17 protein-coding genes are annotated in these 20,776 nt (G+C 43.8%); 3 read left to right on the top strand and 14 right to left on the bottom strand.

The window, feature by feature from the left end; genetic code table 11:
* Nucleotides 1-159: 159 nt before the first annotated feature.
* From HMPREF9389_RS03085 to nox, 14 genes are all read right to left on the bottom strand, one after another.
* Nucleotides 160-1,419: a dihydrolipoamide acetyltransferase family protein gene (locus HMPREF9389_RS03085; protein ID WP_002930421.1), complete on the bottom strand. Its 1,260-nt coding sequence runs from the start codon at nt 1,417-1,419 to the stop codon at nt 160-162.
* Between the two features lie 13 nt (nt 1,420-1,432).
* Nucleotides 1,433-2,464: an alpha-ketoacid dehydrogenase subunit beta gene (locus HMPREF9389_RS03090; protein ID WP_002930420.1), complete on the bottom strand. Its 1,032-nt coding sequence runs from the start codon at nt 2,462-2,464 to the stop codon at nt 1,433-1,435.
* Between the two features lie 18 nt (nt 2,465-2,482).
* Nucleotides 2,483-3,556 (bottom strand): thiamine pyrophosphate-dependent dehydrogenase E1 component subunit alpha, encoded by a 1,074-nt coding sequence (locus HMPREF9389_RS03095; RefSeq protein WP_002930419.1) that lies wholly within the window; start codon nt 3,554-3,556, stop codon nt 2,483-2,485.
* Between the two features lie 15 nt (nt 3,557-3,571).
* The gene (gene lpdA, locus HMPREF9389_RS03100) at nt 3,572-4,912 is read right to left on the bottom strand and encodes a dihydrolipoyl dehydrogenase (protein WP_032906536.1); all 1,341 of its coding nucleotides are present in this window, start codon (nt 4,910-4,912) and stop codon (nt 3,572-3,574) included.
* 206 nt (nt 4,913-5,118) lie between these two features.
* On the bottom strand, nt 5,119-7,362 hold the full coding sequence (locus HMPREF9389_RS03105) for an ATP-dependent Clp protease ATP-binding subunit (protein ID WP_002930408.1): 2,244 nt from the start codon (nt 7,360-7,362) through the stop codon (nt 5,119-5,121).
* A gap of 225 nt (nt 7,363-7,587) precedes the next feature.
* Nucleotides 7,588-8,931, bottom strand: coding sequence for an MATE family efflux transporter (locus tag HMPREF9389_RS03110; RefSeq protein ID WP_002930406.1), 1,344 nt, complete (start codon nt 8,929-8,931; stop codon nt 7,588-7,590).
* 115 nt (nt 8,932-9,046) lie between these two features.
* Nucleotides 9,047-9,628, bottom strand: a complete 582-nt coding sequence (locus HMPREF9389_RS03115; RefSeq protein ID WP_002930405.1) for a xanthine phosphoribosyltransferase — start codon at nt 9,626-9,628, stop codon at nt 9,047-9,049.
* A gap of 64 nt (nt 9,629-9,692) precedes the next feature.
* The gene (locus HMPREF9389_RS03120) at nt 9,693-9,881 is read right to left on the bottom strand and encodes a twin-arginine translocase TatA/TatE family subunit (RefSeq protein ID WP_002897604.1); all 189 of its coding nucleotides are present in this window, start codon (nt 9,879-9,881) and stop codon (nt 9,693-9,695) included.
* Nucleotides 9,881-10,597 (bottom strand): twin-arginine translocase subunit TatC, encoded by a 717-nt coding sequence (tatC, locus tag HMPREF9389_RS03125; protein ID WP_002930403.1) that lies wholly within the window; start codon nt 10,595-10,597, stop codon nt 9,881-9,883. The genes HMPREF9389_RS03120 and tatC overlap by 1 nt, the downstream gene beginning before the upstream one ends.
* On the bottom strand, nt 10,590-12,290 hold the full coding sequence (locus HMPREF9389_RS03130) for an FTR1 family protein (protein WP_002930397.1): 1,701 nt from the start codon (nt 12,288-12,290) through the stop codon (nt 10,590-10,592). Before HMPREF9389_RS03130 ends, tatC begins: the two co-directional genes overlap by 8 nt.
* The gene (efeB, locus tag HMPREF9389_RS03135) at nt 12,268-13,476 is read right to left on the bottom strand and encodes an iron uptake transporter deferrochelatase/peroxidase subunit (protein WP_002930395.1); all 1,209 of its coding nucleotides are present in this window, start codon (nt 13,474-13,476) and stop codon (nt 12,268-12,270) included. The genes HMPREF9389_RS03130 and efeB overlap by 23 nt, the downstream gene beginning before the upstream one ends.
* Before the next feature lie 4 nt (nt 13,477-13,480).
* On the bottom strand, nt 13,481-14,353 hold the full coding sequence (efeO, locus tag HMPREF9389_RS03140) for an iron uptake system protein EfeO (protein WP_002930393.1): 873 nt from the start codon (nt 14,351-14,353) through the stop codon (nt 13,481-13,483).
* Nucleotides 14,354-14,470: 117 nt separating this feature from the next.
* On the bottom strand, nt 14,471-16,027 hold the full coding sequence (locus HMPREF9389_RS03145) for a ClC family H(+)/Cl(-) exchange transporter (protein ID WP_002930391.1): 1,557 nt from the start codon (nt 16,025-16,027) through the stop codon (nt 14,471-14,473).
* A 153-nt stretch (nt 16,028-16,180) separates the two neighbouring features.
* Nucleotides 16,181-17,557: a H2O-forming NADH oxidase gene (gene nox, locus HMPREF9389_RS03150; protein ID WP_002909780.1), complete on the bottom strand. Its 1,377-nt coding sequence runs from the start codon at nt 17,555-17,557 to the stop codon at nt 16,181-16,183.
* Nucleotides 17,558-17,815: 258 nt separating this feature from the next.
* Here nox and HMPREF9389_RS03155 point away from each other — a divergent pair, with 258 nt between their 5' ends.
* The 3 genes from HMPREF9389_RS03155 to HMPREF9389_RS03165 all read left to right on the top strand — a co-directional run bounded on the left by HMPREF9389_RS03155 (nt 17,816) and on the right by HMPREF9389_RS03165 (nt 20,762).
* The gene (locus tag HMPREF9389_RS03155; RefSeq protein ID WP_002930388.1) at nt 17,816-18,751 is read left to right on the top strand and encodes an FAD:protein FMN transferase; all 936 of its coding nucleotides are present in this window, start codon (nt 17,816-17,818) and stop codon (nt 18,749-18,751) included.
* Between the two features lie 170 nt (nt 18,752-18,921).
* Nucleotides 18,922-19,527: an NADPH-dependent FMN reductase gene (locus tag HMPREF9389_RS03160; protein ID WP_002906610.1), complete on the top strand. Its 606-nt coding sequence runs from the start codon at nt 18,922-18,924 to the stop codon at nt 19,525-19,527.
* 17 nt (nt 19,528-19,544) lie between these two features.
* Nucleotides 19,545-20,762, top strand: coding sequence for an NAD(P)H-dependent oxidoreductase (locus HMPREF9389_RS03165; RefSeq protein ID WP_002930387.1), 1,218 nt, complete (start codon nt 19,545-19,547; stop codon nt 20,760-20,762).
* The last annotated feature ends 14 nt before the right edge of the window (nt 20,763-20,776 follow it).

Here is a 20,776-nt window from a genome sequence, read left to right as displayed (position 1 = left end):
CTCCCTATCATCCTGTCATTTCCTTATCTAAACATTATAAATTGAAGCAAGAGAATGATAGAATACATAAAAGCCAACTGTTAATGAGTGATATAAACAGCTGGCTTTTTTCTTTATCATTTAGGAATGAAATTCACCATTCATTCATTCATTCTTCTATCAGAAAACCAAGTCGTAAGGAGACTCCAACTTGTCCGCTAGACTAGCTAAGAATTCCGCTGCAGGCTGACCATCTACGACTTGATGGTCAAAAGTCAGGCTGAGCGGTAGGAATTTCTGCTCACAGACCTGTCCTTGGCTGTCAAGAGCCAACGCCGTTTGCAGGGCACCAACTCCTAAAATCGCCACTTCTGGGGTATTTAGGATAGGAGTGAAATACTCAATCCCTGCCCCCCCGAGATTGGTAATACTGAAGGTTGAACCTGAGTAAAGAGCTGGATCTAAAGTGCCTTTACGAGCTTGGTTGGCCTCTGTTTTGATAGCTAAGCCTAAGTCAGCCAGCGTTAGCTTATCCACGTGACGAATGACTGGCACCACCAGACCATCACTCAGCGCCGTCGCAATACCGATATGAATATCTTCTACTTCCTGATACTGACCATTGAAATACCAAGCGTTGAGCTGAGGGTGATCTTTCAATGCCTTGGCAACAGCTTTTGTTAAAAGAGTCGTGATGCTGATTTCTCCGTTTTCTAGTGGAGAAGCCACCTTATCCTTCATATCCTGTCTAAAGGCCATCAGCTTGCTGATATCCACCTTACGGTGCAAGGTCACCTGAGCCGATGTCTGGAGACTGGTCATCATCCGCTCCGCAATAGACTTACGCATGCCTGTCAATCCTGCGCCATAGTCAGCCTGACTAGCCGGCTGAAGGATCGCAGAGCTATTTTCAGGTGTTTGGTTTGGAAGCGCTTCTGGTTTATAGTTTTCCACATCCCGTCGGGTAATGCGGCCCTTGCCTCCCGTTCCTGAAATCATGGAAATATCATATCCTTTTTCCTTAGCAATCTTGCGGGCCAGCGGAGTGATAAAGATACGTCCCTGTTCACTTTTTCCAACAGTGTTGGAACTTGCTGCCACAGTTTTTTCAGCTAGCTCTGGCTCTGAATCAACTGCTCCCTTATCACTTTCTGATTTATTCGCAGAGACTTCTTCCGTCTCCATACCTGGAATAGATTCTCCCACTTCACCAATCCATGCAATTACTTTCTTGCACGGGACAGTATCGCCCGCCTGACTGATAATTTTTAAAATCACTCCTGCGCTTGGCGCCTCTACATCGCTGGTCAATTTTTCAGAACTGATTTCCAAGACAGGCTGACCAGCAGCTACGGTGTCGCCTTCCTTGACCAGCCAGTTATTTATCAGACCTTCGGTCATTGTTAAGCCTAGCTTAGGCATTACAATTTCTGTAGCCATACTTGCCTCCCTTCTATCTCTTCAGATCGTCAATCAATTCTGCAGCAACAGTCAAAACCTTATCAGCATTAGGGATATAGAGCTGTTCCAAATTCACCGCAAATGGTACCGGCACATTTGGCGCACAGACGCATTTCACTGGACCGTCCAGATAGTCAAAGCATTTGTCTGTCACTGCTGCTGCGATATCCGTCGCTGTGTTATTGTGAGGGTTGGATTCATCAACGATAATCAGCCGTCCAGTTTTCTTGACTGATTCAAAGACAGTCTCCTCATCCCAAGGAGCTACTGTTCTCAAGTCAATCACTTCAACTGAAACACCATCTTTTTCCAAGCGATCCGCTACTTCATAAGCTACATAGAGCATCTTACCGATAGTGACGATAGTAAGATCAGTTCCCTCACGGCGGACAGCAGCCTTCCCAATTGGAACTGTATAATATTCTTCTGGTACCTCTCCCTTGATACCATAGAGAGTCTTATCTTCTGAATAAATCACGATATTGTCGTCTTCAATGGAAGCCAGCAGTAACCCTTTAGCATCATACGGAGTTGCTGGAACGACTACCTTGATACCAGGAATGGATCCGAAGAGTCCATAGTAAGAACCTGAGTGCTGAGCTGCTGCCGAAGCTCCTGCCCCATGCATGGTCCGCATTGTCATCGGAACCTTGGCCTTGCCACCAAACATATAGCGCATTTTTGAGCCTTGCCCCAGAATGGCGTCAAAGCAGAAACCGATAAAGTCATTGAACATCAGCTCCGGTACTGGGCGCAAGCCAGTCAGAGCCATTCCAACAGAAGCTGATACATATCCGTGCTCAGAAATCGGAGTATCAATCACCCGCTCTCGGCCGTATTTTGGCATCAGCCCCTTGGTTACACCCATTACGCCACCCCAAGCATCTTCGTTTTCTTCTTCCAAGTGCTTGATTGTTGCACCGCCAGCAATATCTTCTCCCAGAAGGATTACGGTGTCATCTTTTGCCATTGCCTGATCCAGCGCTTCATTGATTGCTTTCATAAATAACAGTTGTCTAGCCATTTGATCAACCTCCTTCTATCAATCAGCAAATACATCTTCCAGCAGAGAGTCGGGACGAGGAATAGGACTGTCTTGAGCAAATTTGATAGCTTCTTCCACATCCTTTCGAGACTCTTCTAAGATGGCATCAAGTTCATCTTCAGTCAAGAGGCCATGCTCGATAGCGTAGTCACGGAAGACGTCCAGAGCATCCACATCAGCCCAGTCTTTTTCTTCACCTTCCAGAGCTTTATACCTCTGCTCATCACCCTCAAAGTGACCATGGTCGCGATAGGTTACAGCCTCAATCAAGGTAGGACCTTCCCCTCTGCGAGCCCGCTCTACAGCTTCCTTGGCTACTTGGTAGACGGCGAATAAATCCTTACCATTAACCCGAATGCCAGGCATATTATAAGCAGCAGCTCTTTCAGCGATTGTGCCGGACGCTGATGAATACCATTGCGGTGTCGATTCTGCAAAGAGGTTGTTTTCATTGACAAAGATAACTGGCAGTTTCCAAATTGATGCCATATTGAGACATTCGTGGAAATTTCCTTCATTGGCCGCACCGTCACCGAAGAAGCAGACAGCTACACTGTCGGTTTTCAAGTACTTGTTGCGCATAGCTGCACCGGTAGCTAGACCAAAGCCTCCACCAACCATACCATTGGCGCCGAGGATTCCCTTGTCCAAATCGGCAATGTGCATAGATCCGCCTTTTCCTTTTCCAAGTCCAGTCTCCTTGCCAAAAATTTCTGCCATCATGCCCTTTAAATCACCGCCCTTAGCAACACAGTGACCGTGTCCCCGGTGGGTACTGGTAATATAGTCCTGGTCTGTCAGGTTAGCACAGACACCCGTAGCAATCGCTTCCTCTCCGGCATAAAGGTGAACAAAGCCAGGAATCTGTCCTGCTGCAAAGAAACGCCGAGTATTTTCCTCAAAATTACGGATATCCCACATGGTTTTATACATGGTCTTGGCTTTTTCTTTGGAAATCTGCTCCACCTCAACTTCGGTAGCATCATGGACTTTTAAATCGACTAGCTCCGATACAGCCCCTTGGCTTCTTGTTTTGGTCAATCGTTGTGGTAAATCTTTATAATGTGACATATTTTTACCTCCTCATTAATCGTCCTGAACGAGTCTTTTGGCGACTTCTTGTATAAGTTCTGATGTAGTCGGATGAGCGAAAACTGTTTCAAGAACTTGATCCAACGTTGCTTCAGCCTGCCTCAGCAAAATCAAATTCTGTAGAAGATCCGTACCGTGCGGACCAACGATGACAGCACCTAGTAGAAGATGGTATTGCTTTTCTGAAATTAGCTTGACATACCCCTCCGTCTCACCTATAGCGATAGCCCGCCCGTTATAAGAGAAAGGCAGCTGATCGACCAGAACATCATAGCCGGCCTGCTCAGCCTCTTCCTTGCTGAGACCAAAAGAAGCCACTTCAGGATTGGTGTAGAGTGAACGGGGAACACCCAGCGGATCAACTGCTTCTTCAGCTCTCCGGCAGATAGCTCTTACAGCCTTTATTCCTTCTGCACTAGCTACGTGAGCCAACATATAAGATTCCAAAAGATCACCGATAGCATACACATGCTCTTTTGATGTCTCATAGTATTGATCTACCTTGACAAAATTCCGATCTGTCAAGGCTAATCCCATATCCTTGGCTAGCTCTAGGTTTGGTTTGCGGCCAGTAGCGACCAAAAGATGGTCGAAAGCAACCTGCTCGTTCTCAAGTAAGACAGAATTAGCAGTTACTTCCTTTATCTGCGCTCCCTGATAAATCATCACCCCCATTTTCTTTAGTTTCTTTTGAATCACATGTCGCGCTTCAGCTTCTTCGGTCAAAAGAATTTCCGGCGCAACCTCAATAACAGTGACAGCGACACCCAGAGGAGCCATAGCGAAAGCTAGCTCAATTGCGATAACGCCACCTCCGATAATGACTAACTTCTCAGGAAGCTCCCTCAAGTCAAAAAACGTATCCGTCGTTAGATAGTCAACCTGTTCCAATCCCTTGATAGGAGGCACAAAAGGATAACTGCCAGTAGCCAAAATCACATCTTTGCCACTGATTTCTTTACCATTGACGGAAAAAGTTCGGTCTTTGACAAACTTGGCCTGCCCTTGGATATATTCAATACCTAAAGACTTAAAGCTAGCATGAATTCCAGATTGCAAACTGGCAACAACCTGATTCTTTCGGTCTACCAATTTCTCAAAATCAATCCTTTCAAGCTTGCTCTCAATGCCATAACGCCTAGCTTCCTCCATTGTCAGCAACCAATGACCGTGCTGGAGATAAGCCTTAGACGGTATACATCCTACATTCAGACAGGTTCCGCCGATAGACTTCTTTTCTACCACGGCCACCTTTTTTCCAAAACGAGCTGCTTCTTCAGCAGCCACATAACCGCCCGGTCCAGCACCGATAATCAAAACATCATAAACAGACAAAACAGGCCTCCTTTCATAAAATGCAAAGGGTGCTCCAACAATCAAAATGATTGCTGTCGGCTATAGATACAAAAAGTATCTCATTATTTTTCGTATACCTAAGACTCATTTCAAAATCTCAGGATACAGTCTGCTCAGAAACTATGAACCTCCTTTCTGTATTTTCTTTGCTTACGAATAGTAAGCGCTTCCTTTTTGGAAGATACTTATACCAAATAATTAAAATCCAGTTGCCTATCCTTCAAACTGACTTGAACTGTCATTTCAGTTGTTTCCTTATTTTCTACCAAATAACGAGCCAAAGGCGTTTCGAGATAGCGCATAATGCTTCTTTGAATAGGACGAGCACCAAACTCTGGTTGGTAACCTTTCTGGGCTAAAAAAGCATAAACTTCTTCGCTCAGATGAAGCTGAATCTTCTGATGTTTCAACCTTTCCTGAAGTTGCTGAACCATAATTTTTACGATATTAATCATATCTTCTGCCCTCAAAGGGTTGAAAATAACCGTCTCGTCAATCCGATTTAAAAACTCTGGTCTAAAGCTATGTTGCAGAAGGGACAGAACTTCTTCCTGCGTTTCAGCAGTCAGTCCCTGTTCATTTTTGAGAATTTCCAAAATCTGCTGGGAGCCAATATTGCTTGTCATAATCAAAATAGTATTTTTAAAATCAATAGTACGCCCTTTAGAGTCTGTCAACCGTCCTTCGTCCAAGACTTGCAGCAGAGTGTTGAATACATCCGGATGGGCTTTCTCAATTTCATCCAGCAAGACAATCGAATAAAGCCTCCTACGAACAGCTTCTGTCAGCTGTCCTCCCTCTTCAAATCCTACGTAGCCTGGTGGCGGACCAACTAAACGAGCCACGGCATGTTTTTCCATGTATTCAGACATGTCCAGTCGGACCATTTCCAGCTCATTGCCAAACAGCCGCTCAGCAAGGGCTTTTGCCAGAGCAGTCTTCCCGACTCCAGTCGGCCCCAGAAAGAGGAATGAACCAATGGGACGCTTTGGATTTTGAATTCCAGCTCTCGAGCGTAAAATGGCCTCCGAAACTTTTTGAACAGCTTGGTCTTGTCCTACAATTCTCTGGCGCAGGAGCTTGTCTAGATTTAGCAGGTGTTCGCGCTCATTGTCCATGATTCCCTGCACTTTGATTCCTGTTATACGCTCTACGATACTGGCTATATCCTCACGACTGACGTCTACCTGCTCAGTTCCTGCTTGAGCCAGCTGGATTTTCTTAACAGCACACGCCTCATCAATCAAGTCCAGTGCCTTATCGGGCAAATAACGATCTGACAGATAACGAATTGAAAGACTGATTGCTGCCTGCAAGGCTTCGTCCGTCAGCCTAACTCCGTGAAAGTCCTGATAATTCTCCCGCAGTCCTTGCAGAATTGTCAATGCCTTATCTTGACTAGGCTCCTCAATGCGAATCCGCTGGAAACGCCCCTCCAAAGCTTGATCTAGCTCGAAGCTTTCCCGATAAGCAGCAAAAGTTGTGGTTCCGATGATATTAATCTGTCCCTGAGCCAAGAGCGGCTTTAAAAGATTGCCTGCATCAAGAGAGCCCTCTGTCCGACCTGCTGTCACGATTTGGTGGATATCCTCAATATAAAGAATAATCTTCCCCTTAGCAGCCAGCACTTCATCCAAAACAGCCTTGAAGCGCTCTTCAAACTCTCCTCTATATTTAGTCCCGGCAATCAGTCCGCCTAGATTTAACTTAAAAACTTCCTTGCCCAGTAAATGTTCTGGAACATCATCATCAAGCAGTCTGCCAACAAACCCCTCCATTACTTTGGATTTCCCAACACCTGGAAAGCCTATGAGAATGGCATTGCTCTTGTCTTTTCTGGAAAGGACACGGATAATATCATTGATTTCCTCTTGGCAGCCTATCACCTTCCTACCGGTCTGGTCTGCCAACCATTGATTAAAGTTAGTTGCATATTTGCTCAGGGCTTGATAGCGACTCTCCTGACTGGAAGAGACAGCTCGTTTGCCTTGACGAACCTTATTCAACTTTTTCGCAACCAGCTCCTTATCAATCCCTGCCTGCTTCAAAAAGACAATTATCGGATTTCGCTGCTGCTGAAATAGACTAAGAATCAGGTGCTCTACTGTTACCACCTCATCCCTCAGTTCCGCCCTCTCAGCATCTGCATCATCCAAAAGATTCTTGAGACGTTGACTATACTGACGTCCGTAGCGGCTCGTGTCCGTATGTGAAAACACAGGAATCTTGGCTAGTTCCTGATTGATGACACTGATAAATTCATTAATATCAAGATCCAGACTGGTATAGAATTCCAAGGCAAAAGCCTGAGGCTGGGTCAGCACTGTCCATACATGCGGAATGTCCACTTGATAATTGTGTTTTTGAATAGCTAATTCCTTTGCAGCATTTAGTACTTCTTGCAAAAGATGGGTATAGTGTTCAGTCATATAGTTCCCTCGCTTTTCTACTGAAAACCAAAGATAACTGTAAACAATATTTTAAAAATTAACCTATTTTAACAAAAACTTGACTTGATAATCTTATGTCTATTATACCATTTTCACAATCAATATACTAGAAAATATGTAAGCGTTTTACCGTTTTAATCTAATTTTAATAAAAGTTTGTGAAAAAAAACACTAGCTTATCCTAAAAGGACAAGCCAGCGCTCTTTAAGTTATGATATTTTTAGCCAAACGATTAAGCCGCCACTGAAAGAGAATGCCGCTCGTCACCAAACTAGCAATGAGACCAATCCAATATCCATAAGGGCCTAAACTAGTATAGTGATCTAAGAAGAGTCCCAAGGGCAGCGAAACTCCCCAATAAGCAATCAAACCCAAGTAAAATGGCACCTGAGTATCCTTATAGCCCCGAAGAATGCCCTGCAAAGGAGCCGCAAAAGTATCTGCTAACTGGAAAAAAAGGCTGTAGGTCAGAAAAACAGATGTCATACGGATAAACTCAGTATCCGAACCATAGAGAGCAGCTACTCGGTCGCGTAAGATATAGAGAAAGAGAAAGGTAAATCCAGCAATACCCAAGGCCGTCAGCCGCCCAAGTTTACAGAATTTCTTAACATCATCAGGACGGTTGGCTCCAATTTCATAAGAAACGATGATGGACATAGAGGTTGAAATACTCATTGGAAAGGCATACATTAAGTTTGAAAAATTCATGGCCGCCTGATGGCTGGCAATGATTAGTGACGAAAACTTAGCCATGATCAGTCCAACAACCGAAAAAATCACGACTTCAGCAAAAAACGTTCCTCCGATAGGCAGTCCAAGTCGAATGCCTTCGATTAAGCCCTTTTTATCTAGCGGTCGAATCTTCCATAGCTCATAGACTCGGACTTTTGGATGTTTGACTGCTACTGACAAGGATATGAGGAGCAAAACCCAATAAGCCAAAGAAGTCCCAAGTCCAGCTCCAGCTCCGCCCATTTCTGGAAATCCAAATGCTCCGTATATTAGAGCATAATTAAAAGAGCCATTCAAAGGTAAGAGTAAGAGCATGAGATACATGGAAAGCTTGGTCAACCCTAGAGCATCAAACAGAGAACGGATGGTGCTAAAGAGCAAAAGAGGAATAATGCCGAGTGCCAGATACCAAAGATAGTTCTTGGCTACTTCTTCTACTAAAGGCTCTAGGCCAAGGTGAGACAAAACCAGAGGAGCGCCCACAAATACCAAAGCAAATAAAATTAGCGATAACCCCAAAGAAAGATAAATAAACTGATAAAAATCAGAAGCAATCTTTCCTTTTTTTCCCTGCCCTAAATGATGCCCAATTATGGGTACCAAGGCCGAAACAATCCCTATCAGCAGGTCGAAAAATGGAATCCAAAGACTAGTTGCCATGGAAACACCAGCCAGATGCAAAGTGTTATACTGACCAGTCATAGTCGTATCGACAAAAGAGGCTGAAAAATTGGCCAGTTGGTAGATCAAAATTGGCAAAAAAATAGAAATAAAGAGCCGCATCCGCTGCTGTAAATTATGAGTTTGGTGCATAGAAATCCCTCAAAAACTTTTTCTACCCAAGTAAAATCAATGAGCTTAGATTTTTAAAATATCAACTATCTTTACTATACTATAAGCCAGACAGATAGTCAAAAGGAAAAGGAAATCATATATCTGCCTCAGTAAAGACAACCTGACCTTTCTCAAAACCTGCGATTCGCGCCAAAGAAAGAACACGATAACCAGCTGTTTCCAAAAGTTGACGGCCATTCTGAAACGATTTTTCAATGACAATGCCAACCGCTTCAACCTGCGCTCCTGCTTGCTCAATAATGGTAATTAAGCCCTTGGCTGCCTGACCATTAGCCAAAAAATCGTCAATAATCAGCACCTTATCGTCAGAGTTGAGAAATTTCCCAGCAATCGAAACGGTCGAAGTCACTTGCTTGGTAAAAGAATAAACTTCAGCCGTCAAAATCCCTTCTGTCATCGTGATGTTTTTGGCCTTCTTAGCGAAAATCATCGGTAGTTCCAGAGCCTCTGCTACGTAGACAGCCGGAGCGATACCAGAGGCCTCAATGGTCACTACTTTGGTAATTCCTGCATCCTTTACCGCCTCCGCAAAGACCTGGCCAATTTTTTTCATCAATGAAAAATCAACCTGATGGGTCAGAAAAGAGTCAACTTTCAGGATATTTTCACCTAGCACTTGCCCATCCCTGAGAATCCGTTCTTCTAATTTTTTCATTTGCCCTCCTTTTCAAAAACCATCTTGCGTCTAGCAGAAAAACACGGATATCCGTGTTTTTCGTTTACTCTTTTTCATTTTTATTCTCAGTCTTGTCTTCCTCTCCAGCATGATTGACTGCTTTTTTGAATTCTGAAAACATTTTACCGATAGATTGCCCCAGCTCGGGCAGGCGTTTTGGTCCGAAAATGAGCAGGGCTCCCAGAACAATAATGATTACCCCAGGTACTCCGATGTCTTTTAAAAGTCCCATTAATTTCTCCTTGTTGATTTTCTTTGATAAATGATGCGACTGAGCAAGATGCTGACTTCATAGAGCAAAATCAGAGGCACTGTCATAGACAAGTCGCTGAAAAAGTCGGCGGGTGTCAGGACAACTGCTAAAACCAGCAAAATGAAGTAAGCGTATCGTCTATATTTTACCAAAAATTTCGGATTGAGCAAACCGATAGAAGTCAGAAAGGACACAAGAACTGGCAGCTCAAAAAGGCAAGCAATCGGAATAGTGGTATGAAAGACGAAACTTAGATAATTCTGCGCTGTCAGGCGAGTCTCAAAGAGACCCTCCCCCAGAGACAGCAAAACCTGCAAAATAGCCGGAGTTACAAAGTAAAAGCCGAAAGCCAGCCCCAGAACAAAACAGAGAAAGGTAGCCGGGATATAAGCGAAAACAGCCCGAGCTTCATTGGCCCGCAGAGCTGGTCGGACAAACTCCCAGACCTGATAAACCAAAAATGGCAAGGTCAGGGAAAAAGCGACCAGACTAGCCAGACTGATATAAATCCAAAGGATATCATCCGGCCCCAGCACCAGCAGCTTCTGCTCAAAATTACTGGTCAGCCATCGGTAAATATCGGCTGAAAAGAGCAAGCTAACCAGAAAAACCACGAAGAAGCAAGCCAGTACCGCTAGAAAACGCCGTCTGAACTCTGTCAAATGCTCAATAATAGTCTGTTCTTTTTTATCCATGCTGCTGCTCGCTTTTCAGATTTTTAAAGCTTACATAGACCACCAGCAAGATAAAGAGCACCTGACTGACGACCACTTCCAGGCTTGGATAAAGCCCCATCCATTCTACTGTCACAAAGCCATTGATTAGGTGAGTCGGTAGGATATTGGTCAGCTGAAGAGCATGGATGCTGACACCCAGCATTTTAAAGGCCAGGGCATAGATTAACCAGGTCAGCCAGAAAAAAATACTGTGTGGCTTGAGAAGACTAGACGCCTTGCTCATGATAAAGGCCAGCAAGACAAGGACCAGAAGAGCCAAGCCGATTCCCAAAAGGAAATCAGTCATAGTGATGCGCGGCAGAATTCCTGCATAAAAGAGGATGGTCTCAGCCCCTTCACGGAAAACAGCTAGAAAACTGAGGGCAAACATGGAAAGAAAACTGCCTGTGGCTGTTACAGCCTTCATTTGGCTTTCCATGAAGTCATTCCATTTCTCGATAGATGCCTTGCTGTGCAGCCAGATACCAACCAATATCATCATGGCGACAGCGAAAATTCCCACTGCACCTTCGATAATTTCACGATTGGATCCTGAAGCAACTGCCGGGAAAAGAAACTGCAGCAAAGCTGCAATCACAGCACTGGCTAGAACTCCGCTTGCTGCGCCGGCATAAACCCATTTGAGTCCTTTTTTCATCTTTGAAGCTTTCAGAGTCGTTATCAAAGCCATGACAATCAAGAGCGCTTCTACACCCTCACGTAGCAAAATCAGCATAGCATCAAAGAAATGATAAGAAGCTGTTGTGTCAATCTGTGACAGCTCACTAATCAAGGATTCTAGCTGCTTTTGATACTTCTCTTCGCTCCCCTTGACCATAATAATAGGCGTCTGACTCTCGACCTTGGTATAAAGCGAAAGGTTATTGACACTGACATCTCCTTCTATCGTTGGCCAAATGGTAATGAACTCTTTCATCTTGGCAGCAGCCTTTTTATCATCTCCGCTTTGAAAGAGACTCAAGGCTTCCTCTAGGAGCTTAATTCCATCTTTCAGCGTCAGATTGCCAGCAGCTTCTTGGACTTTCTCACCTTTGACAAAATTATCAATAGCGGTTTTCAAATCATCAAAAGAAGACTGAATCATGTCAAAGTCAGTAGGCTCTGTCTCAATGGCGCTGCGCAGGAATGAAATAGCTGTTTCTACCTTGCCGTAATGGGCTGTGCTGTTGTCTCGCACCACGCTTTCATTGGTAGTCCAGGTGCTATTCATCTTCTTGTAAGCTTCTCTCGTTGCTTCTAAATCCTTAGCACTAATAGCCTTTTGTAGATTTTCAAATTTTGGCTCTAGCTTACTGAGAAGCTTCTTTTTCTCGGCCTCTAAGTCGACTGGATTCTGCTCTTTTTCAAACTTTAAGAGGGCAGAAGAGATCTGTGTCAGCTTCTCTTCAGTCACCTGGCCCGACAAGTCTAGTGCCTTGCTAACCTCTTGTCCCGCTGCTGAGTCATGATTAGCAACCTTTTCAAAGTCAGTCTTGATCTCTCCGACTAGCTGCTTGGCTTTTTCCTGATCCTTCTGTTTGACCGCAGTGCTGGCATCAGTGATTTTAACGAATAAACCGCTGTAGCTCTCGTCCGCTAAAACTGGCTTAGCTAAAACAACTAGCAAGAGACCCAATATCAAGAGACTTTTATTCAAATAATTTTTGACCAAGGTACTCTCCTTTTTTCACTCCGCCAAAGCAAGCAAACAAGCCACTGCCGACATGCGTGACGTATTCATTCATCTTATCTTGAGCGCCCAGATTGGTCAAGACTTTGACAAAGCTATCAGGATCTTTCTGGAAGGAAAGAAAGAGTAAGCCTGTGTCGAACTGACCAGTACTCTCATCAAGCCCATCCGAGTACGAGTAAGACCGACGGTATATTGGCTTATCAACCTCCTTGGCCAGACGGACATGTGAATCCTCAGGCAGCAAGTCTAAGTCAACCTCGTCAAATTCGTCTTTCTTGCCAAAAGGCGCTCCGCTTTCCTTATAGCGGCCAAAAGTATTTTCCTGCTCCTGCAGATTAGTTCGATCCCAGGTCTCGAGGAACATCTGAATTCGGCGGACAGCCATGTAAGAGCCACCCTGCATCCAATCCTTGCTATCGCACCAAATGACCTTGTCAAAGTCTTTTTCCTTGGTCACATTGGCTGTGCCGTCCTTAAATCCAAAGAGATTACGAGGCGTTGACATCCGATCTCCAATAGCTGCAAAGCCTGACTGACTCCACTTCATGGTGATGGCATTTCTGCCCTTGCGGACCAGATTGCGGACCGCATGAAAGGCTACCTGCTCATCATCTGCGCAGGCCTGAATGACAATATCGCCACCTGTATATTTTTCTTTGAGCTGCTCCTTTGGAAAAGGCGGCAAATCCCGAAAAGCCTTAGGTCGTTTGTCTGACAAACCCATTTTTTTCAGAAAAGAGGCTGAGACCCCAAAGGTCAAGGTCAGACGATAAGGGTTGAGACCTACAGTTTCTCCAGTGTCCGTTGGCGGCAAAAGAGCATTTGAATTATCTTTTTTAACCAATTCTCCATCGACTAGCTTCTCGCTATAGGCTGTCCAGTCCTTGAAGAGCTGGATAATGGTCTCCCTATCTGTCGTATGCAAATCCAACACAACAAAGTAGATATTCTTCTGCATCGGAGTTGTGATACCCGCCTGATGCTCCCCGTAGAAGCTGATTTCTTCCTCACCGTCAGCGAATTTCTTATCTTCCTTCGCCTGATTAGCGAAAAAAGCAGATGCACCAGAGACACCCAGTGCAAGACCAGCGCCTCCAATCCCTGCTTTTTTAAGAAATTCACGACGATCCATTTTTTTATTAAACCATTTTTCGTCGTTCGTCATATGATTACTCCCCGTTTAGAATGACTCCCATTTGTGAAAGAGGCTCACCCAGTTTGGTAACTGCTTCTGCCAGCTCCTTGGTGTCTTCTTTTGTCAATTCTGTATAGAGCTTGTAGTTTTCAGAGTCGGTCATGTGCTTATCTAGGAGACTATTGACGTTCTTAAACTCAAGTTCCAAGGTCTTGACAAGCTTCTCGTCCTTGTCTTGAATCAATGGCTTGAAGAGCTCAAAAATCTTTTCTGCCCCTTCAATATTGGCCCGAAAATCATAGAGATCTGTATGAGAGAAAACCTCTTCCTCACCTGTAATCTTGCTGGTCGCTACTTCATTGAGCAAGTCAACAGCACCTGTCAGCATCATATCCGGAGTCACTTCAACCGTTGCGATTTTAGCTTTTAGCTCCTTAATATCGTTGACCAGCTGATCAGCATAGCTTTCCGTTCCCTTGGTCGTATTTTGCTCCCACATGATTTTTTCAATCTGGTGGAAACCAGACCAGCCTTCTTCGGTCTTGTTTTCGTCTACATAGTCGACCAGGCGGAAGTCAATTTTAACATCTGATTCACCAAAGCTCTCAGCAATCGGCTCCGAGCGCTCGTAGGCCATACGGATAAGCGGATATTGCTTTTTAGCCTCTTCAAGCTTGCCTTCTTTAAGCGTGTCACGAAACTTCTCCGTATCTGTCAGGAGCTGATCGATTTGTCCTTGGACAAAGGTTTTGTAATCCGCTGTCGCCTTGTCCAATTCTTTCTGATTGACAGCCGTTTGGCTACTGGATGCTTGACTGCTTGAGCCGGTCTTGTTTGTAGAATTGTTGGCTGCACAGCCAGTCAGTAAAATTGCCGTTGAAAATAGGACGATGCCAAGTTTTTTCATGGTGACTCCTTTGTTTTCTCTCTGATATGAGATTATTTCCTGTAAATTATACCAGTTTTTTTCTCATATTTCAAGAAATTGTCTGACAATTTAATCAAAAACTCTATATTAAGACCGCTAAAGCAGCTCTTCTTTTACTTTCCCAATCTCTGTCTTTTTCAGCACCAAGTAAATCGTATCCCCCAAATAGAGGCGCGTGCTGCCATTGACTGTTTGAGTCTTGCCCTTGTGGACATTCATGGTAATCAAGACTCCATCTGGTAAGTTTAGCTCATGCACTTGACGACCAGCAATCTTTTCAGAAACAGGGATTTCAATTAAAGTCGTATCTCCCTGGTCCTCAATACTGTCTGGCAACATTTTTTCCAGCATGGCTTCATAGACGGGCGCTCCTTTTAGCAAATCCATGATAATGTAAGCTGTCAGAGTGACCAGTCCCAGAGGCATGAGATTACTAATGTCCCCAACCATCTCTGTGACCAGAATCATGGCTGTTAGCGGAGCCTTGGAAATGGCGCCAAAATAACCACTCATGCCTAGGATAATGAAAATTGGAAATTGCTCCTGAGAAATCAAACCCAGCTGCAGACAGACTGCACCCATTGCTCCACCAAGAAGTGAACCCAAAGCTAGAATGGGCAGGAAAATACCGCCCGGCAGCCCGCTGCCGTAACTTAACATACTCCAGACAAAACGCAGAGCAAAAAACAAGAGCAAGGTTCCCACAGTGTAATGACCAGCAGTCAAAGATAAAATCAATTGATTGCCCCCGCCCAGCAAGTGAGGAAGGAAATAACCAATCGGAAGAATCAAGACAAAGGCCAGAATAGGATAATAGGCTTCTGAAATCCTAAACAAGCGCCCCAAAAACTGATAAACCAGCTGAATATTCAAAATGACTTTCTCATAAATAAAGCCTGAAAAGCCCAGCAGCAAGCCCATTACTAAGTAAATCCAATACTGCTCCAGTCTCATGACCGGGATATTATCCGGCATGTCCAGTACTGGTGTTAGACCAAACATTGAGAGCGAGACAAAGTTAGCAACTAGACTGGCCGCCAGCGTAGAAACCCAGAAAAAGCGTGAAAAATGACGGTAAACTTCTTCTACTACGAATAGCAGACCAGCGATTGGTGCATTAAAAGCTGCTGCTAAGCCTGCCGCTGCACCGCTAGCAATAAGCGCCCTCTCCTCAGCAGCGCTTAGTTTCAGAAATTTAGAAACGCCTTTGCCGCTCATAGCGCCTAACTGAATACTTGGTCCTTCTCGCCCCAGCATCAGACCGGTGGAAATGGCTAAAATTCCCAATACAAACTTCTTCCAGAGAACACTCCACCAAGAAAGCGACATCAGACCTTTCAGCTCTGCTTCAACCTGCGGAATCCCTGACCCCTTGATATTTTTCTCCGACTTTACCAAGCGGGCATTGAGCAAGACAATGAAACAATAAAGCAATACCAAGGACAGTAACCAAAGCAAAGATTGCTGACTCCTATGGTAGACATCCTGCACTAAATGAAAGATTTTTTCAATCAGAAATCGAAAAATCCCCACTACCAGTCCAGCAAAAATGCCAACTAAAACACCTCGCAAAACCTGGGAAATAATCGAATGAGTTGCGAAATTAAATTCTCTCTTGATGTCGTCCTCACGTGAGGCAGCCTCTTTTGCCATTCCCAATCTCCTCTAAATAGTTACTTTACCAATATTCTAGCACAAAGCAGGCCTGATAAACAGATGAAATATAAATTTCTTATTTCAGTTTTCTTTTTAAAGAAGACTCTACAGAAAAAAAGTCCGGGAATCGTCCCAGACTTAATTATTTTCTTATTTAGCGCGCAAAGCTGCTTGAGTGATGTAGTTGTATGGTTTGTTGAAGTGTGGTAGGAAGAAGAGATCCAGCAAGGCCAATTTATCAATTGTAACCTTTTCCTGAATGGCCAATGAGAACATGTGAATACCCATAGACATATCTTCTCTAGAAACCATCTGAGCTCCAAGAACTACACGCGTGTCCTTATCATAAACAATCTTAATTGTAACATCATGATGCTCAACCTTTTCAAGGAAGGTTGGTTTTTGAGTATCTTTAAACTCAACTACTGCTGGGCTGTAACCAAAGCGTTTAGCTTTTTCTTCTGTCAGACCAGTTGAAACCATCTTCAGACCAAAGATTTCGATACCGTTAGAACCTTGAACACCGTTTGATTCCAATTCATGACCACAAGCATTATGAGCTGCTACGATACCAGAGCGCAGGGCGTTAGAAGCCAAGGCGATGTAGTTTGTATCGTTGATAGAGTTATCATAGACAGTCGCACAGTCACCAATTGCATAAACATCTTTGATGCTAGTTTCTTGCTTCTTATCTACCAAGAAAGCACCATTTCGGAATGTTTCCAATTTGCCAGCACCAAGACCAGTGTTTGGACGGAAGCCAACTGCTAAGACAACCATATCTACATCATAGCTAGCCTTATCTGTTACAATGCGTTCTACCTTGCTTTCACCCTCAATAGCCTGAACAGTTTGACCGAAGGCTAATTGAACACCGTTGTCTTCAAGGTTTTGGCGCATCATATCAGACAAGTCGTGGTCATAGTAACCTGCCAAGCAAGTATCCACAACATCAATCAGAATCACTTCTTTACCAAGACGTTTGAAGGCTTCTGCCAACTCAACCCCAATGTAACCAGCACCTACCACTGCCACACGTTCGATATGTTTGCTCTTGTCTTGCAATTTTTCGATAACATCTGCAGCATTTTGATACAATTTTACGAACTGCAGATTTTCTAAGGTTGACTTAAATTCGCGGCTGTTAGGATCCAGCTCAGCACCTTTGATTGGCGGAAGAATTGGCTGAGAACCTGTAGCTAAAATCAATTTGTCATAAGACTCTACATGCTCTTTGCCATCAACAATAGCTGTAACTTTTTTTGCATCATAATCAATTGACTCAACTGGTGAATTCATATAAACTTTTGCGCCTTTTGCCTCAAAAGTTTCTTTGTCTGCATAAAAAAGTCCATCTGGCTTGCTGATTTGCTGTCCAATCCAAAGGGCCATTCCGCATGCCAAGAATGAAATGTTTGAGTTTTGGTCAAAAATAACTACTTCATTTTCTGCACCATAATTATCCAACATTGTATTAATACACGCTGTACCTGCGTGGTTTGCACCAACTACAACGATTTTACTCATAAGAATAGTCCTACCTTAATTTATAATTTACTAGACAAGTATATCATCTCCTGTGAGCGTTTACAAGAAATTTGCTCGAAATTTTCAAAAATTCTTAGACTACCTAAAAAGCTGTACCACTGCAGTTTAAATACCTCAGAAAAACTACTTTTCCCAAAGTTTCATTTTCTGAAAATATAACAAATTTAAGATTGTGAAACCGGTATCTTTTTGTTATAATAAGGTTAGAGAGGTTAATTTTAGAAAGGTTGTGATAATGTGGACTTTGCTTCTCGCTCGCTTCATTTGATGGGGAGTACGATTTGTATCTCTCTCTGTCATGAGCGGGCGGAAATACTCTTAGATGAGGCGGTCCAACTGCTTCATGTCTATAAAAATCGCTTCAGTGCCAATGATGAAGATTCTGAACTTATGACTATCAACCATCTAGCAGGAATTAAAAGTGTCTCAGTTCATCCAGAGCTTTTTGAGCTGATTGAGCTGGGAAAATATCACAGCCTAGCAGAAGGCAGCCACTTAAATATCACGATCGGCCCTCTAGTCCAGACCTGGCGGATAGGATTTTCAGACGCCCATCTCCCAAGTAGGGAGGAGATTCAGCAAGCTCTGAGCCTGACTGACCCAAACTTTCTTGAACTGAATCCAGAAGACTGCAGTGTCTTTTTGGCTAAGAAAGGCATGAAGCTGGATCTAGGCGCCTTGGCTAAGGGCTATATCGCTGATAAGATTAAGGACTATTTGCTGAGTCAGGGAGTGACCTCTGCTCTTATCAATCTCGGTGGCAATGTCCTGACGATTGGGCAAAATGCAGTCAGCCAGCGTGCCTGGCGAATTGGCATCCAAAATCCCAAGCAGCCTCGTGGCAATCACTCAGCTATACTAGCGGTCACCAATCAGTCAGTGGTCACATCAGGAATCTACGAGCGAACCCTTACAGTGGATGGGCAAAACTACCATCACATTCTGGATCGCAAAACTGGCTATCCTATTGAGAATCAATTGGCTAGTCTGACCATTGTTTCAGACAAGTCGGTAGATGGCGAAATCTGGACAACTCGTCTATTTGGTGAAAGTCCGACATCAATTCTGTCCCAGATTGAACAGCAACCAGGGATTGAAGCATTGATAATCACCCAGGACAGTCAGCTCTTCTGTAGCTCAGGCCTTTTAGAGCAGATAATTCCTGCTTCTTAATTCTCAAAAGTGATAACTTTGCTGTCACACCAAGCGGCACCTCTATCACCCTATCTTTTATAAACATGCTCATTAAAAAACGCCCTCTCTTTCTTCTAGGTTTTACTTGCCTGAAGAAAAATAAATGCACACATGAGGGTTCTGTATCTTAATTTCAGAAAGGAAATTTTATGTTAAAACTTATTGCAATTGTTGGAACAAATTCTAACCGTTCTACAAACCGGCAACTTCTTCAATATATGTCTAAGCACTTTGCTGACAAGGCTGAAATCGAGCTGGTTGAGATTAAAGATATCCCAATGTTTAATAAACCTGCTGACAGAAACGTCCCTGAGTTGGTATCAGAAATTGCCGAAAAAATCGATGCAGCGGATGGCGTACTTATCGGCACTCCTGAATACGACCATTCTATCCCAGCTGTGCTCATGAATGCTCTGGCTTGGCTTTCTTATGGTATTTATCCACTGCTAAACAAGCCGGTCATGATTACTGGTGCTTCTTATGGTACACTTGGCTCCTCTCGTGCCCAATTGCAGCTCCGTCAAATTTTGAACGCTCCAGAAATCAAGGCAACTGTTCTTCCAGATGAGTTCTTGCTTTCACATTCTCTTCAAGCTTTTGATCAAAGCGGAGACTTGGTAGATCTTGACGTTGTCAAAAAATTGGATGCTATCTTTGATGATTTCCGTATCTTTGTCAAAATCACTGAAAAATTGCGCAACGCACAAGAATTGCTTCGCAAAGATGCTGAAGAATTTAACTGGGAAAAATTGTGAGATAGGAGACTGAAAGAATGAAATTTGTTGGAATTGTAGGATCAAACTACGAACAATCATATAACCGAAAATTATTGGAATTCATCCGCCGTCAGTTCAAAATTAAATTTGAATTGGAAGTCTTAGAAATTGATGAAGTCCCAATGTTTAACCAGGATGAAAAATGGGATGAAAGCTTCCAATTGCGGTATTTGTATAACAAAATCACACGTGCAGATGGTGTCATCATCGCAACCCCTGAGCACAATCATACTATCAGCGCTCCTTTAAAGAGTGTCTTAGAATGGCTCTCTTACGAGGTTCATCCTTTCGAAAGCAAGCCTGTTATGATTGTCGGTGCTTCTTACTACGATCAAGGAACATCTCGCGCTCAAGTTCACCTGCGTAAAATCCTAGATGCTCCTGGCGTCAATGCTTACACCCTTCCAGGCAATGAGTTCTTGCTGGGCAAAGCCAAGGAAGCTTTTGACAATGATGGCAATATCACTAACGAAGGAACTGTGAATTTCCTTGAAACATGCTTAGATAACTTTATCAAATATGTAGAGGTCGTTTCAAAATTGAAAAAACCAAAACCAATTGAACCTGAAGACTTAGACTGCGGAAAGCCAATCGCTACGACAATTACAGAAGTTGATCCAGATGATCCAGAATGGGTGGAAAAAGTCGCTGAAATCACTGGCGCTGTTTCAGGCGATACTTATGTCAAACTTGACCATGGTATCTTGACTGTTAATCAAATTGATATGTTCTTGAAAGCTATGCCATTTGAATTGACATACGCTGACGATAACAACCAATTCCTCTACTACAACAACGCCCACCAAGACCCAGACACCATGTTTGCCAAACGTGTGCCACCTCAATCAGGTAGCCGCATGTCAACCGTTCATGGTTCTCTCCCACCAGCTCGGATGAAAAATGTAGAGTGGGTTATCGGAACACTTCGCAACGGAAACCAAGAATACGTACGTACAATCGTCCCAGGTTCACCTGCAGGCGTTATCAATACCCACAACTACCAAGCTATGTACTATCCTGACGGATCATACGCAGGTATCAATGAAATCGTCTTTAATTTCCAACCATGGCTCGACTGGTACTTAAAAGAAACTGGTCAACGTTTGGTTGGAGGCCATGGAGACGCAGATGCTACTTCTGGTGCTTCTGATGCTGGAGGCGATGGCGGTCACGGAGGCGGAGGAGCTGACGCGACATCAGGTGCTAGCGTTTAATCACATTACAAACT

Origin of the sequence: Streptococcus sanguinis SK355 (assembly GCF_000212855.1) — a bacterium.
Lineage (GTDB): Bacteria > Bacillota > Bacilli > Lactobacillales > Streptococcaceae > Streptococcus > Streptococcus sanguinis_A.
The sequence above is the reverse complement of the archived record's forward strand: the minus strand, read 5'-3'. Positions and strand labels throughout refer to the sequence as shown.